This is a genomic window from Nocardia speluncae NBRC 108251 (assembly GCF_001613245.1).
In the GTDB taxonomy this organism is placed as follows: Bacteria; Actinomycetota; Actinomycetes; order Mycobacteriales; family Mycobacteriaceae; genus Nocardia; species Nocardia speluncae.
This window is the reverse complement of record NZ_BDBZ01000001.1, coordinates 123,844-139,847: the sequence shown is the minus strand read 5'-3', so window position 1 is coordinate 139,847 and position 16,004 is coordinate 123,844. Positions and strand designations below refer to the sequence as shown.

10 protein-coding genes are annotated in these 16,004 nt (G+C 65.7%); 7 read left to right on the top strand and 3 right to left on the bottom strand.

Annotation, left to right across the window (positions count from 1 at the left end; translation table 11 throughout):
- Positions 1–80: 80 nt before the first annotated feature.
- Entirely contained in the window at positions 81–1,292 is a 1,212-nt protein-coding gene (locus NS6_RS00620; RefSeq protein ID WP_068035210.1) for a cytochrome P450, read from the bottom strand.
- A gap of 454 nt (positions 1,293–1,746) precedes the next feature.
- Between NS6_RS00620 and NS6_RS00615 the strand changes: the two genes are divergently transcribed.
- The 3 genes from NS6_RS00615 (at position 1,747) to NS6_RS35090 (ending at position 7,837) form a co-directional block, all read left to right on the top strand.
- A complete protein-coding gene (locus NS6_RS00615) occupies positions 1,747–5,010 on the top strand; it encodes an arabinosyltransferase domain-containing protein (RefSeq protein WP_068035954.1) in 3,264 nt (1,087 codons plus the stop codon).
- 296 nt (positions 5,011–5,306) lie between these two features.
- Positions 5,307–7,250, top strand: a complete 1,944-nt coding sequence (locus NS6_RS00610) for an MFS transporter (protein WP_084470500.1) — start codon at positions 5,307–5,309, stop codon at positions 7,248–7,250.
- Positions 7,247–7,837, top strand: coding sequence for a TetR/AcrR family transcriptional regulator (locus NS6_RS35090; protein ID WP_068035206.1), 591 nt, complete (start codon positions 7,247–7,249; stop codon positions 7,835–7,837). Before NS6_RS00610 ends, NS6_RS35090 begins: the two co-directional genes overlap by 4 nt.
- 142 nt (positions 7,838–7,979) lie before the next feature.
- On the opposite strand, the gene NS6_RS00600 is transcribed toward NS6_RS35090, so the two are convergent.
- Entirely contained in the window at positions 7,980–10,331 is a 2,352-nt protein-coding gene (locus NS6_RS00600; protein WP_068035205.1) for an arylsulfatase, read from the bottom strand.
- Positions 10,332–10,813: 482 nt separating this feature from the next.
- Between NS6_RS00600 and NS6_RS00595 the strand changes: the two genes are divergently transcribed.
- Genes NS6_RS00595 through NS6_RS00580 form a run of 4 tightly spaced genes read left to right on the top strand, consistent with a single transcriptional unit; the run spans position 10,814 to position 15,006 of the window.
- Positions 10,814–11,863 (top strand): ABC transporter substrate-binding protein, encoded by a 1,050-nt coding sequence (locus tag NS6_RS00595; RefSeq protein WP_245669103.1) that lies wholly within the window; start codon positions 10,814–10,816, stop codon positions 11,861–11,863.
- A gap of 41 nt (positions 11,864–11,904) precedes the next feature.
- The gene (locus tag NS6_RS00590) at positions 11,905–12,930 is read left to right on the top strand and encodes an iron chelate uptake ABC transporter family permease subunit (RefSeq protein WP_068035948.1); all 1,026 of its coding nucleotides are present in this window, start codon (positions 11,905–11,907) and stop codon (positions 12,928–12,930) included.
- Positions 12,927–13,712, top strand: a complete 786-nt coding sequence (locus NS6_RS00585) for an ABC transporter ATP-binding protein (protein ID WP_068035204.1) — start codon at positions 12,927–12,929, stop codon at positions 13,710–13,712. The genes NS6_RS00590 and NS6_RS00585 overlap by 4 nt, the downstream gene beginning before the upstream one ends.
- A complete protein-coding gene (locus NS6_RS00580; protein ID WP_245669078.1) occupies positions 13,693–15,006 on the top strand; it encodes an MFS transporter in 1,314 nt (437 codons plus the stop codon). Before NS6_RS00585 ends, NS6_RS00580 begins: the two co-directional genes overlap by 20 nt.
- A 32-nt stretch (positions 15,007–15,038) precedes the next feature.
- On the opposite strand, the gene NS6_RS00575 is transcribed toward NS6_RS00580, so the two are convergent.
- Positions 15,039–15,998 (bottom strand): NAD(P)H-dependent flavin oxidoreductase, encoded by a 960-nt coding sequence (locus tag NS6_RS00575; RefSeq protein WP_068035202.1) that lies wholly within the window; start codon positions 15,996–15,998, stop codon positions 15,039–15,041.
- Positions 15,999–16,004: the final 6 nt, after the last annotated feature.

The following is a 16,004-nucleotide window of genomic DNA, read 5'->3' as shown; positions in this document are numbered from 1 at the left end:
CCTACGCCCGGCCCATATCGCTTGGTGCCTATTCGGCATTCTCCGAGGACAGCAACTGCCGGCCGGTGTCTCCGCCGGATTCAGGCGCGTACGGCGGGCTGATCGACGGTGATCGGCACGGTTTCCCAGCCGCGCATCGTCGATGTGGACGACAGTTCCAGCGCGTCCCGGTCGACCTCCCAGACAGGGAAACGTTTCAGGAACTCTTCCAGCGCTACTCGCGCCTCCAGCCGGGCCAGCGAGGCCCCGAGGCAGTAATGGGTGCCGAAGCCGAAGGTCCGCAGATTACTGATCCGGCGGTGCATATCGAAGGTGTCAGGATCGTCCCAGCGGTCGGGGTCGCGGTTGGCGGAGGCGACCAGCAGCATCATCGCACTACCGGCCGGCACCGTGGTGCCGTGCAGTTCGATATCGGTGGTGACGTATCGGGCGATGGCGTGGCCGGTGGGCTCGAAGCGCAGGGTTTCCTCGATTGCCTTCGGGATCAGCCGCGGATCCTCGACCAGTTCGGCCCGCTGCTCCGGGTGGCGGGCCAGTAGCGTTCCCAGCCAGCCGAGCAGCCGGGCCGTGGTCTCGTTACCGGCACCGGCGACCACCGTGATGTAGGTCAGGATTTCCTGCCTGGTCAGTGTGCGCGTCACGCCTTCGGTGTCTTCGAATTGTGCGTTCAGTAGCTCCGTCATCAGATCATCGGAAGGATGCTCGGCACGCCAGTCGATGTATTCGGCGAAGGTGTCGGTGTGCGGGATGGCCTGATCCGATACCTGCATCTGCTGTCCGGGTTCGGTGCGCAGATTCGCGTCCGCGCGATCGCGGACACCCTGCTGGTCGGATTCCGGGATGCCGAGCAGCATCCCGATCACCCGCATCGGGACCTCGTTGGCGAACGAGGTCATGAGTTCGAAACGCCCCACGCCGGCGAGGCGGTCCAGCGACCGCGTGCACAGGTCACGGATCTGCGGTTCCAGCGAGAGCACCCGGCGCGGCGTGAACACCCGCGCAAGCAGCGCACGGTGGATATCGTGCGCCGGCGGGTCCTCCATCAACAGGGTGCCGGGCGGGATCTCGACGCCCGCCTTGATGATCTCCAGGATCGGGCCGCGTGACGACGAGAAGGTCTGCCAGTCCAACAGGGCGCGGTCGATGTCGTCGTAGCGGCTCAGCACGTAGAAATCGTGCTCGTCGTTGTAGTAGAGCGGCGCTTCGGCGCGTAACCGGCGGTAGATCGGATAGGGGTCGCGGGCGATGTCACGGTCGAAGGGGTCCCAATAGATCCGGTCCGTACGGGCCACGGCGAACTCCTTCGATCGCTGCGGGGTCCACCGGAGCGAACCTCCAGGCGGAAGTAGCACTGCCGGTTACAAGAACCCTATTTACACAATTCGGGAATTACATTACCGATTTCGCGGTTCCGGAGCGGCGTATTGCGACAGTTACCTTCCACCCTCTCGCCCCGGACACCGGGCCACCGCCACCGCTCCGACAACTACGGAGACACCGCGCGACCAGCGCCACGACAGTCGGCAGACCCTGGCGACAACGCGGGCGTTACGGAAGAAACCGGCCCGAACGGAAATAGTTCCGTTTCAAGTCCAGATTTTCGGGGACCATTCCGACCACGACATCCCTGATCCGGAATCGGCCCTGCTCACACGGCCGCGGGAGACCACGCCCACAGTGGATGTTTTGCCCGACTTCGCCGGTAACGAATGCGTCACGTTACCATCGCCCCCCGTGACCGACACCATGGTGAGGGCGGACCTGACGCCCGCGGAGCAATCTCGGGCCTCCCGGCCCGCACGCGGACAATGGGCAAGGCCGGTGGCGTTGATCGCCGGCCTCCTCGCCACCCTGTTCGCCCTCGCGGTCCCGCTCCTCCCGGTCCAAGTGGACAAGACCACCCTCACATGGCCGCAGCAGGGCTCCACGGACAGCATCGCAGCCCCGCTGATCTCCTACGCACCGGTCTCCTTCGATGCCGGCATCCCCGGCTCGGCACTACAGCAACTGACCGAACGCGGAGGCCTGGCGGCAGCGACCATGCCCGCCGAGGCGCCCGATCTGGAGAAATACGGATTCGTTGCGCGGGTCCAGCCCGCGGCGGACGGCTCGCCCGCCCGCCTCGAGGTGGTGCTGCGCAGCCAATCGATATTCAGTGTCCCGGTCGCCGACCTCGATGACGCGACCCTCACCGTGCGCTCCGACAATTCCGGGACCACCGCGGAGCTCACCGGAACAGACACCGAGCCGGTGTTCCTCGCGGGCGATTTCCGGCCACAACTGGTGGGTATCTTCAGCGATCTGACCGATTCGGCGGGGACGACGGTGACCGCGGAAGTGGACAGCCGCTTCTCGGTCGTCCCGAGCTTCGCGAAACGGACCGCCGGGGTACTGGCGGTGCTGTGTGCGCTGGCCTCCCTCGTGGCACTGTTCCGGCTGGACCATTCGGCAGGCCGGCGGATACGCCGCCTTCTACCGCAGCGCTGGCTGACCTTCACCCGGGTCGACGCCACCGTGCTCACGACCCTGGTCGTCTGGCATTTCATCGGATCCACGACCTCCGACGACGGTTACCAGTTCGGCATGGCCCGCACCTCGCTGGCATCCGGATATATGGCCAACTATTTCCGTTTCTTCGGCGTACCCGAGAACCCGGTCGGCACGCCACCCTACGACGTGATCGCCCAGATGACCGAGCTCAGCATCGCCAGCCCCTGGGTGCGGTTGCCGACATTGCTCGCGGGGTTCCTCGCCTGGCTGGCCCTGAGCCGGGAGGTGATCCCCCGGCTCGGGGTCGTCCTGCGGCACGACAAGGTCGTCGTATGGACCGGTGCGCTGGGATTCCTGGCGGTGTGGCTGCCCTACAACAACGGGTTGCGCCCGGAACCGGTGATCGCGGTTGCGGTGCTGCTCACCTGGTGCTTCGTCGAGCGCGCCATCGCGACCAGGCAGCTGCTGCCCTATGCGATCGCCATACTGATCGCCGCATTCAGCCTGACCGCGGCGCCCTCGGGCGTGATCTGTTTCGCGCCGCTGGCGGCCGGAGCGCGGTCGGTCGTCCGATTCGGCATCGCCCGGGCGCGGCGGATGTCGGATCCCGGCGCGGCCGCCACGACCGTGCCGCCCTGGTCGTCTCGGATCCTCGCCTACGGCGCACTGTTGGCGCCGCTGGCTGCCGCCGGAACCCTCGTCCTGGTCTTCGCCTTCGCCGTCCAGCCCCTGTCCGCGATGCTCGAGATGACCCGCGTGCACAACGAGGTAGGCCCCTCCATTCCCTGGTACGACGACTATGTCGCCTACCAGCGGCTGTTCACCCCCACCGCCGACGGTTCGATCGGACGCCGGTTCGGGATGGTCGCGATGTGGCTGGGACTGCTGGTGTGCGCGTTCGTGATGCTGCGTAAAGGCGGCCGGATCCCGTTCGTCGCGCCCGGCCCGGCAAAACGGCTTCTCGGGATCACCTTCGGCGCGATGTTGCTGATGGCGACCGTCCCGACGAAGTTCACCCACCACAACGGTGTTTTCGCCGGACTCGCCGGAGCCGTCGCCGTCGTCACTGCGGTGGCGGTGGGGCCCAAGGTAATGCGGGCTCCGCGCTACCGTGCCTTGTTCGCCGCCGTAGTCGCGGTGGCGATGGCGCAGATCTTCACCGGCGTCAACAAATGGTTCTACGCCTCCGACCACGGCATCCCGTGGTGGAACGAACCGCCCTCGATCGCCGGTCTCGGGATGAGCGAGATCTTCCTGACGGTGGCCGTAGTGTGCCTCGTACTCGCCGGCTGGTGGCATCTGCGGGCCCCGGAACCGGGAACACCGCATCGCGTTTCGCGCCGTGCCTGGCGGCTGGCGAAAATCCCACCGCTGATGGTGGCGGCAGCGGTGATCGTCGTGTTCCAGGTGGGCTCGTTCGCGACCGCCGCCGCCACGCAGTACCCGGCTTTCTCGCTGGCCCGGTCCAATATCGATGCGGTCAGCGGCGAACCGTGCGGGATGGCCAACGATGTACTGGTCGAAACCGATCCGAATGCCGCGATGCTCAGCCCGCTGTCCGGCGATACCGAGAGCACCTTCGCCGGTGACGGCGCCGGTTTCGTACCGAACGGCGTCGCGAACGTGACCTCCGACGACGATCAGTCGAAGGACGACGAGAGCAGTATCGCCGACGCTCTGGAAGACGAGGGCTCCGATGGCAGTTCCCGGACCCAGACCGGCGGCGCTCCCCTGCCCTTCGGCCTGTCCGCCACCACTCCGGTACTCGGAACCGCCGGGCAGCAGGAGGCGGCCGAGCTGACCACCGGCTGGTACCGGCTGCCCGAACCGCAGGACCGTGACGGAATCATGGCGATCACCGCGGCGGGCCGCTTCCGGGCGACCACCCAGGACGGTTCGGTGATGCCAGGCCAGCCGATCGATATCGAATACGGCACCGCGGAAACGGCGACCAGCGCCCGGCCCCTCGGCCAGGTGATGCCCATCGATATCGGCCCGACCCCGTCCTGGCGTAATCTGCGGGTGCCGCTGGAGCAGGTGCCGGAGCAGGCCGATGTGGTCCGCATCAAGGCCAAGGACCTGTCCGTCGACGCCCAGGAATGGATGGCACTCACACCGCCACGTATTCCCCGCACACAAACCATCAACGAACTGATCGGATCGCAGCAGCCGGTCCTACTGGACTGGGCGGTGGGCCTGCAATTCCCGTGCCAGCGCCCCTACGACCACAAGGACGGTATCGCCCAGACGCCCGGCTGGCGCATCCTGCCCAATCGCCCCGCCTCGCACACCACCTCACTGTGGCAGAGCCATGACGGCGGCGGCCCGCTGGGCTGGACTCGCCAGCTGCTGCGTTCACAAACCTTGGCCACCTATCTGAAGGACGACTGGAGCCACGATTGGGGTCAACTGCAACGGTTCACGCCGATCGACCCCGCGGCACGTCCGGCGCTGCCTGCGGTCATCCAGGAAACGCACGGCGGCCTGTGGTCACCCGGGCCGATCAACGTCAAGTGGTAGTGCACGACGCACGAACGGTTTCCGCACGGTCGTGATCCGCCGCGCTGCCGGATCCGCCGGTCCACTCGTGAATCGGCGGTATCGCAGCCACAACGGCAGCGGTGATAATCCGATGGGCAACAGAGTTTCCCGGCAGCACGACCTTCGTCACATTCGTCACCGGGAGCTCGACCCACCGTGGTGAACAATGGTTCACTGGTTCGGGGTGAACACTCGTTCACCCCGAACGAAAGGGTTCTTGTGTGAGCGCTCGAAACCGCGTCACGACTTCCGAAGGCTCACGGAGCCGGACAGTGATGGCGACCCTGGCACTCACCGGCACCGTCGTCTCCCTCCAGCAAACGCTCGTCCTTCCCCTGCTTCCCGAACTTCCCGACCTCCTGAACACGACCGCCGACAACGCGTCCTGGCTGGTAACCGCGACCCTGCTCTTCGGCGCGGTCTCGATTCCCACCGTCACCAGGCTCGCCGATATGTTCGGAAAGAAGCGGATGATGATGGTCGCATTGGCCATCATGGTGCTCGGCTCCGTCCTCGGCGCTGTCAGCACCGAGCTCATGCTCATCATCATCGCCCGCGCGCTACAGGGTGTCGGACTATCCCTCATACCAGTAGGTATAGCCATACTCCGGGACGAGCTGCCGCGCGACCGGATGCCGCTCGGAGTAGCACTGATGAGCGCCAGCCTGGCGATCGGTTCCGGCGCGGGGCTCCCCTTGTCCGGTCTGATCGCAGCGCATCTGGACTGGCATGCCATCTTCTGGGTAACCGGAGTAGTGGGCGTTGTCGTCCTGGTCGCTGTCTGGCGAGTGATCCGCGAATCTCCGGTCAAGACCGGCGGGTCGTTCGACTACCGGGGCGCGATCATCGGATCGGTCGCCCTGACAGCAGTGATGCTCGCGTTGTCCAAAGGCGCGCATTGGGGATGGACCTCGGGTACCACCCTGGCCATTGCCGGCGCAGGCGCAGCTCTGTTGATCGCTTGGGTACCGCTCGAACTCCGAGTCAGAAATCCGCTCGTGAATGTCCGGATCGCGACTCGCCCGGCTGTCTTGCTCGCGAACGCGGCCTCGCTGCTACTGGGCTTCGCCATGTTCGCGAATATGCTCGTCACCACCCAGTTGCTGCAACTGCCGGTGAGTTCGGGGTTCGGGCTCGGTTACGACATCCTGCACACCGGACTGTGGATGGCGCCCATCGCGTTGGTCTTCGGCGCGATGGCGCCGGTGTCCGCGAAGATCATCCGCCGGTACGGCCCAGCGGCGACATTGCTTACCGGAACGCTGGTCATGGCGAGTTCTTATGTAGGTCGCGTGTTCCTCAGCCACAACCTCTGGCAGATAGTCATCGGCTCGGTGCTGGTGGCCGCCGGAACCTCGATGACCTACGCTGCCCTTCCCACGCTGATCATGCGCGCCGTGCCGCTGACGGAATCGGCGTCCGCGAACGGACTGAACACCCTGCTGCGATACATCGGCACCTCCCTGTCCAGCTCGGTGATGGCCGCGGTGGCCACCATGAGCACGATCCGCGTCGCCGACCAGGTGTTTCCCTCATTCGAAGCCTTCACCGTGCTGTTCTGGATTTCCGCCGGGGCCTGCTTCATCACCGCGATCATCGCGTTGGCAATGACCAAACTCCGGGAAACACCGGACGAGAACATCGAAGACCTCGACACCTCCGAGCATTCGCACGGGGCGGTGGCCGGCGGGAAAGTGCTCAACCGCTCCGGACGGCCGATCGGTCACGCGGTCGTCACAGTATTCACCCCCTCCGCGGACCACGTCGATTGGAGTCAGGTGGACTCCACGGGCCACTTCTCGGTCGCCGTTCCCGGCCCGGGCCGCTACCTGCTGGTCACCGCAGCCGACGGATGGACACCGGACTCCCGCCTGGTAGACATCGACACCGGTGGCAGAATCGAGGCGATAGTGCTGAAGGAACGGTTGATGATGGGCGGCACAGTGGCCGATGCGAGCGGGCCGGTACCGGGTGCCAATGTGGTACTCACCCGGCAAACAGGAGAAGCCGTCGGGGCGACCGAGACCGGCGTGATCGGAGATTACCAATTGCCGCTTCCGCAGAACGGGAGATATATCCTCACCGCCTTCACGGGCACCTCGTCCACCGCACAGGCAATCACGATCTGGGGCTCCGCTCGTCACTTCGATATCGAGCTCGGGGAACCCGCCACGCGAATGCCGGCGACACCACACTCGGACAGGGTTGCTGCGCGGTGACGCGAGCCCGGGATGCCGCACTGGCGGCGGCCTCGAAACTGTTCGCGGAACGCGGTTACCGCCACGTAACCATCCGCGATATCGCCCTGGCCGCGGACCTGTCACCCGCAATGGTGATGAAAGTGGGGGGAAGCAAAGAGAAAATCTTTCACGAGGTCGCCGAGGTCCAGCCACTCGAACTGACCGGAATACCGGACGAAGAACTCGGCCGAGCCTTGGTCCGGAACATCATAGAACGTATGCAGGCGAATGCGGTGGAGCCGCTGGGACGCGCAATCATGCTGCGACTCACCGCCCCCGAGCCCGCCACGATCCAAGCAAAGTTCACCGATGGTTACTTCGATGCGCTGGCCGAACGGCTCGGGGGCGATGACGACGCCGGGTTGCGGGCAGAAATGGCAGTGAGTGCGTTGATGGGCCTCGGCGCTGCTCTGCGAATCTTCGAAGCCCCCAACTCCCGCGCACATTCCGATCAAGTGCTGCTACGTTTCGGCGATATCGTCCAGCAGCTGCTGGACGGAGACCACCGAGGTAGCGCATCAGTGGATACGAATATCGAGGATGGCCGCGTCCCCGGTAGTGCGTGATCACCCGAACCCCACCGCGGCCGCCGCAAACTCGGCAGCGCCGGGCGGGAGGATCGATGCCGCCCGGCCGAGTTCCAGCGCGGCCGTGTCCGTCGCACCGCTATACCTGGGCGGCGCCTCCCGGTAGTTGTAGGCTCGTGCTTCAATCGCGCGAGAATGCCTCGGCTGCCGCCATTTCCAGGTCGTGGTACGGCTTGCCCGTCACATCCTCGATGACCTGGTGCACGGTTCCTCCGGTGAACGGGAACGGCGACCGATACCGTCCGCTGACCGATTGCCCACTGTCACGGCCCACGCGGATCCCCTCTCCCACACCGGAGAATACAGTGGGCTGGATCCGCATATCGTCGAGTGAACCCACCGGATCCTCGTCGATGTAGAGCGTGGCTGCACCGGCCGGCGTGAAACTGTCGGATCGGGTTCCGCGTCGTTCGTATCGGAGCCCGAAGATGTGATCGCCGGACGGCACCGGCCGGTCGGACACAATTGTCTGTTCCTCCTCGCCGAGAAAGTTGTAGACATACTGCAGGTGGCCGTCCTGAACGAACAGGGTATGCCCGCCGAGGCGCCCGCCGTGGGCGAACAGCACGCCCTGCGCATCGGCGCCGTCGACGGTCGCCTCCGCGAGCAGCGCGAACGAACGGCCCCTGACCTCGAGCGCCGCGCCCGGCCCCACCTCCGCGAGACCGGGATAATAGACGGCGTGGTCCCGGCTCTTGGCGAACGAGGGGCGGTCGCGCATCATTGTGGCGACTATGTCGAGATCGTTGAGTGGCATTCCGCTGTACTTTCGAGCCTCCGAAAACCACAGCGCTTTCAGCTCTTCCAGCTTCTCGGGGTGAACCCGGGCCAGATCGTGTATCTGGCTGCGATCCTCCTCGATATGGAACAACTCCCAGCGGTCGGTGTCGAAATGTCCCCAACCGGAGGGGCATGCCGCATGCACCGCATCGGCGAACCACCCACGATGCCAGATACCACGCGTACCGAGCATCGAATAGAACTGGGTGTGCTTACCGACATCGGCCTCGGCGTTCTCGAACACCCCCCGGAAACTGATCCCCTCCAAAGGACGCTGCACCACATTCTTCACCGCGCCCGGGGGCGTTATGCCTGCCAGATCGTAGACGGTGGGCGTAATATCGCAGACATTGACATATTGGTGGCGTAACTCGCCGCGGGCCGCTATCCCGGCAGGCCAGGATATAAGGCACGGGTCGGCGATCCCGCCTTCGTGCGAAGCATATCGCTTGTACAGCTTGTACGGAGTATTGAACGCCATTGCCCACCCGATGCTGTAATGGTTGTAGGTGGTCGGCGAACCCAACTCTTCCAATTGGGCGGAGCTGTCCTCTATCGTGTCGATATAGCCGTTGAAGAATTTCATCTCGTTGACGGACCCGTTCGGGCCTCCCTCACCACTGGCGCCGTTGTCCGAGAGCGCGACAACGATCGTGTTGTCCAGCTGACCACTGTCCTCTAGATAGTCGAGCAGCCGGCCGATCTGCGCATCGGTATAGGACAGGAACCCCGCGAACACTTCCGCCTGCCGGCCGAACAGGCGCTTCGCGTCCTCCGACAGCGAATCCCATTCCCGCACCGTGTCCTGCGCGGGCCACGGTGTGCCCTGCGCACCGGTCTCCGCCGAATACGGGTTCATGGGCGACAGCTCGGTGTTCTCCGGGACCAAGCCCATGCGTTTCTGATTCGCCAGCACGATTTCGCGATACTCCTCGTAACCCATATCGAATCGGCCGCGATACTTGTCGGCCCATTCCCGCGCCACATGATGCGGCGCGTGACCGGCACCCGGACACAAATAGGTGAACCAAGGTTTATCGGGCGCGATAACTTTCGCGTCGCGAATGAATTCGATCGCCCTGTCGGCCAGATCCGCCGACAGGTGATACCCGTCCTCCGGGATACAGGGCGGCGAGATCGGGTGATTGTCGTAGACCAGATTCGGATACCACTGATCGGCCTCGCCACCGAGGAAACCGTAGAACCGCTCGAACCCGCGCCCCAGCGGCCAATGCCGTTTCGACGCCGCGAGGTTTCCTTCCTCGAGCGGGGTCATATGCCATTTCCCGACCGCATAGGTATTCCACCCGCATTCGGTCAGGACCTCCGAGCACAACGCGGTATCGTCCGGTATCCGGCCACACATACTCGGGAATCCGTCGGTGAATTCTTCGATGGTCGCCATACCGACCGAGGTGGCGTTCCGCCCGGTCAGTAGCGAGGCACGGGTGGGGGAACACAGCGCGGTGGTGTGGAACTGCGTGAACTGGACGCCGCGGTCGGCGATACGTTTCATATTCGGCATCTCGACCAGGCCGCCGTAGCAGTCCCAGGTGCCGATCCCGATATCGTCCCACACGACATACAAAATGTTCGGTGCGTCCGGCGGCGCCTCGGGCGCGATGAAGGGCGCCCAATCGGCAACCGAATCACGGATATCCAGCGCGATACGCCCGTCGAACTTTTTCGTCATGATCAACCTCCGAAACGGAGTGCTGTTGTTTCGCCGTACTCCCCAGGCCACACCCTGCTCTCCGCACACCCGACTGGACGCCGCCGGCTGGGCACCGAAACCTGGTCGGAGGCGCCCGGCTCCGGCGACACCGCCGAGAGCGAGGCTTACCCGAGACGCGTAACCGCGCCTCCTCCCGGACACGACATCCGGATACTCGCTGATCAAATACCTTTCTATATCAATGAAAGCGCACCGACCCGGCAGGATTCAAGTGGTGGGCCCGCAGATGATCTCGGCCGGCCGATCCCCCACGGACTCGCGCGCTACTTCGACATCCCCACGCGAGTGACCAAACCCGACCAGCGACTACACCGCATTATTTAGGTTAGGTTTACTTGTGTTAGCGTTCGCCTGCTTCCTCGGTACAGGTGGTGGTTTTCGGCCGCACAGTGATCGCGCGGGGCGCCACCCTATTCGATGAGCAGAAAGCCGTGACGAACGTGAAGATTTCCATGGGCCGGATCGGCCTCGTGGCCGTCACCGCTGTGCTGGCGAGCACACTTGTCGCCTGCGGGCAATCCGAGCAGGTCGGCGACCGCGGCCCCGTAGCCGCCGGAGAAGGCAGTACTGCCTACCCCCTCACCCTCGACAACTGCGGGGAAACGGTCACCGTCGACGCCACACCGAAGCGAGTCGCCTCGCTGGATCAGGGTTCGACCGAGATCCTGCTGTCGCTCGGTCTCGGCGACCGCATAGTGGGAACCGCCTCGTGGACCGATCCCATTCGCCAGAATCTGGCAGCCGCACACGCCTCGGTACCCCGCCTCGCGGAGAACGCACCAACCTACGAGGTCGTCCTGGGCGCCGATCCCGACTTCGTCACCGCGTCGTTCGGACGGCATTTCGAACAAGGTGGTGTCGCCGAGCGAAGCCGGTTCGAGGAGACCGGGATAGAGTCGTACCTGTCGCCGACCGACTGCGATAACGGTGTGAGCGTCAACGGTGGCGGCAAGCGCTCGGCACCACTGACGATGGACGCGTTGTATCAGGAGATCCGTGAACTCGCCGCCGTCTTCGATGTGAACGACCGGGGCGCGCAACTCGTCGACGAGCTGCAGAGCCGTGAGACTGCCGCCCTCGCCGATATCGAGAAGTCGAACGTGTCGATGGCGTTCTGGTTTGCCGATACCAAGAGCCCCTATGTGGCCGGGGGCCTCGGCTCGGCGAACCTGCTCGCCACGTCGGTCGGTGCCACCAATGTGTTCGCGGAGTTGACCGACGATTGGCCCGCTGTCGGCTGGGAGACCGTAGTCGAACGCAACCCGGATGTCCTCGTCCTCGGCGACCTACTGCGCGCCCGCTTCCCCGGAGACCTCCTGGCGGACAAAATCGCCTTCCTCGAATCCGACCCGGTGACGCGCAACCTCGACGCCGTGCGCAACCAGCGATACATTGCCCTGCACGGTGCCGAGATGAACCCGTCGATCCGGGCCGTCGACGGCCTCGAGAAGATCGCCGCCGGCCTTCGCGATATGCAGGTCCCCCGCTGACCGCCACCCGCGACCGCAGCGATCTTGTCGCCCCCGAACCGATTCAGGGGCGAAGATGGGTCCTCGGATCGCTGATCACAATCGGCGGAGCCCTCGCGCTCGCGCTGTCGGTACTCGTCGCCATCACTCTGGGCCCGGCGAATATCTCCTTGGTGAACGTCCGTGATGTCCTGCTCAATCACCTCGGTCTCGCCGATATTCCGGTGCGGACGGCGAAGAACGCGATCGTCTGGGAGGAGCGGCTCCCACGGGCGCTGGTGGCTGCTGCGTGCGGCGCCGGGCTCGGGATCTGCGGCGTGATCATGCAGTCGCTCCTGCGCAACCCGCTCGCGGACCCGTTCGTCCTGGGCATCTCGTCCGGCGCGTCGACAGGTGCCGTGATCGTGGGGGTTCTCGGTGTCGGCAGCGCCGCGATCGGCTTGTCCGGCGGCGCGTTCCTCGGAGCGCTGGTCGCGTTCGGGCTGGTACTGCTGCTCGCCCACCTTTCCGGCGGTAGCAACGACCGCGTCATCCTCGCGGGTGTCGCCAGTACGCAGCTGTTCTCGGCGCTGACCTCATTCGTCATCTTCGCGTTCGCGGACTCCGACGAGACTCGGGGGGTGATGTTCTGGCTGCTCGGATCGCTCGAAGGCGTCCGCTGGGATGATGTCAGGCTCTGCGCGCTGGTGGTGCTCCTCGGGACCGCGGTGTGCCTGTACTACGCGCACGTCCTCGATGCTTTTTCGTTCGGTGACGAGGTCGCGGCATCGCTCGGAATCTCCGTCGCGAAGTTCCGGCTGGTGCTCCTGGTCGTCACGGCGGTCATCACTGCGACCCTGGTCAGCGTCGCCGGCGCGATCGGGTTCGTCGGACTCGTGCTCCCACACGCGGCGCGGTTCCTGCTCGGGCCGCGGCACGGCCTGTTGGTTCCTGCGACAGCGATGCTGGGTGCGGTCTTCATGGTGTGGGTGGATGCCGTCTCCCGCGTCGCCTTCGCGCCCACCCCGCTGCCGGTGGGTGTGGGTACCGCGCTGGTCGGTGTTCCGGCGTTCATCATCATCCTGTCGCGCCGGAGGAGAGTCCGGTGACCCTGCACGCGGATACCGTCACCTGGAACCGTGGCGGTGCGCTCGTTGTCGACGGAGTCACGGTGGCACCGGCACCGGGCGAGACTGTCGGACTGCTGGGGCCGAACGGGTCCGGGAAGTCGTCGCTACTACATCTGCTCAACGGTGTCGTGCGCCCGACAGCAGGTGTTGTGACCCTCGATGGCAACGATCTGTCCACCCTGCGGCGCAAAGAGATCGCGCGCGCGGTCGCCGTCGTGAACCAGCACGCCGATACCGACCTCGACATCACGGTCGGCGACGTCGTCCGCCTCGGGCGTATCCCGCACCGGACAGCCTTCGGCGGAAACCCCACCACCGACAATGCGGCAGTGACGGCCGCGCTCGAGCACACCGGGCTCACCTCGAAAGTGAACCGGCTCTGGCACCGGCTCTCCGGCGGGGAGAGGCAACGTGTCCAGATCGCCCGCGCCCTGGCTCAGGAACCCCGTGAGCTCCTGCTGGACGAGCCGACCAATCATCTGGATATCCACCATCAACTGGAGTTGCTGGCACTTGTCGCCCGGCTACCCGTCACCAGTGTGATCGCCCTGCACGACCTCAACCTCGCCGCCATGTTCTGCGATACGGTGATCGTCTTGAAGGAGGGCCGGGTCGTGGCCGGCGGAAAACCTGTCGCGGTGTTGACCTCCGAACTGATCGCCCAGGTATACAACGTCCGCGCCGAGGTTCTGGTCGACGAGTCGACGGGGCGGTTGTCGATCCTGTTCGAACCAGGTCCCGTTGCCGTCGCCGCACGCTGACGACCGGCCGGCCGCGCCGACGTCGGATTCGGCGCCCACCGGTCGACTGTTCGGCCGCCGGTGGTCTCTGCTGACCGGTCTACGTTCCGCGACGCCGATCGTCCGGCTCCTCGTTCTCACGCAACTCGCGTTCAACGCCGGCTTCTTCATGGTGCTGCCGTATCTGTCTGTGCACCTGACGGAGGATCTCGGCCTGCGGGCGGCGTTCGTCGGCCTGATCCTCGGGCTCCGCACGTTCTCCCAGCAGGGTTTGTTCTTCATCGGAGGCTCACTCGCGGACCGGTGGGGTGTGAAGCCGGTGGTCGCCGCCGGTTGCGTGTGCCGGATCCTCGGCTTCACCGGGTTGGCCTTCGCCGGGTCGGTGCCCGCAATCGTGGTGGCCACCCTCCTGACGGGGTTCGCCGGCGCGCTGTTCTCCCCGGCTGTCGAGTCCGCCCTCGCTACCGCGGCGGGAAGCGCCGAGCACGGCGGCCGGTCCCGAAAGGATGCCTTCGCACTCTTCGCCGTATGCGGTCAGGTCGGCTCGTTCACCGGACCGTTGCTCGGATCCTTGCTGCTGGTGGCGGATTTCTCCGTCGCCTGCCTGGTTGCGGCGGGTATTTTCGTCGTCCTGCTGGTCGTCCATCTGCGCTTGCTCCCCGCGCGGCGCGGTCCCCACGCCACTGACGGATGGCTCGACGGATGGCGGGAAGTGGTCGCGAACAGAACCTTTCTACTCTTCGCGGTCGCGATGAGCTCCCAGCTGCTGGGATACAACCAGCTGTATCTTTTGTTGCCGTTGGAGCTCGAGCGCGCCTGGGGGTCGCAGGCCCCGCTGGGCTGGTATTTCGCCCTGGCGTCGGCGTTCTTCGTCATCGCCCAACTGCCGATCACCCGCCGGGTGCGCACGATCACGGCCCTGCCCGTGGGACTGACCGTCACGGCCACGGCATTCGTGGTGATGGCTCTGCTCTCGCCGAGGCAACTCCATGGCGTGCCCGCACTGATCCCGCCCGCCGCATTCGTACTTCTCCTGGCACTCGGACAGATGATCACGGTTCCCATTGCCCGAGATCTGGTGCCGCGCATCGCCGCCGAGCGGCGCCTCGGGGCATACTACGGTCTTCTCTCCTCTATCGGCGGACTCGTCGTACTGGTCGGATCCGCGCTCACCGGGTTCCTGATAGATCTGCTGCCGGCCGGCACCCGATGGGGGCTCGCCACACCGTGGTGTGCGGTCGCGCTCGCCCTGTTCGCGAGCGCTCTGGTGTTGAGCAGGCAACTGCGTTCCTACGGTTCGGCGCCCGTGGGCTGAATCCTCGGCCGAACACCGTAGAAATGCTGGGTTCAGCGGCTGGACCAGCCGCGCAGCGCATGCTCCGCGGTCGAACACAGTTCGTCGATCACCTGGCCCACCGGTGCGCTCTCGGTCACCATCCCCACACCTTGGCCCGCGTCGACCGGGGCCACCGCGGGATCGTCGGCTGCCGACGCCGCGGCCAACTCGTCGCGGGCCACCGTGTTCCCGGTCAGGGCGTCTTCGCTGTGCTCCCACCGCCCGGTGAAATCGTTGCGCAGTACCCGCGAGGGGAAACGCGCCGGCCAGGGCAGCTGCTGCGCAATATCGAAGACGCGCGTTGTCACGGTATCGGTCGCCCCCGCATGCACCAGCGCAGCGCGTGCACGGTCCGGGGTGAGCGCCTCGGTGCATACCGACAGCCTGGTTCCGAGCCAGGCCCCCGAGGCACCGGCGGCGAGCACCGCGGCCAGCGTCCGCCCGGAGCAGAGCCCGCCGGCCGCCAGGACCGGCACATCCACCACGTCCAGCACGGTATCGAGCAACGGCAGGATACCGAGCAGCGGCGCCCCATGACCGCCGCCTTCGGCGCCCCGGGCGACCAGCACATCCACGCCGGCGCCGGCAGCGCGACGGGCCTGTTCCGCGTCGTAGACCTGGGTCACCGCAACGACACCGTGCCGGTGCAGCCGCGGCACCCAGGCGAAATCGTCGGTGAAGCCGATCGAGATCACCGTCGGCCGCGCGGCGAGAGCGGTTTCGAGCAGCCCTGGTTCCCGCGCCAGCACCCAATCGACCAGACCGATGCCGAACGGACCCGACAGCGCACCGAGCAATTCCAGTTCATCGGACAACCGGGCAACCGACCCGGCACTGCCCATCCCGATCATCCCCAGACCACCAGCGGCGGTCACTGCCGCCGCGAGCCGGCCGCCGGCCACACCCCCCATGGGGGCGTTGACTATCGGGGCCCGCAAACCCATCTCCCGCGACCACGGCGTCGACAGCACTACAGT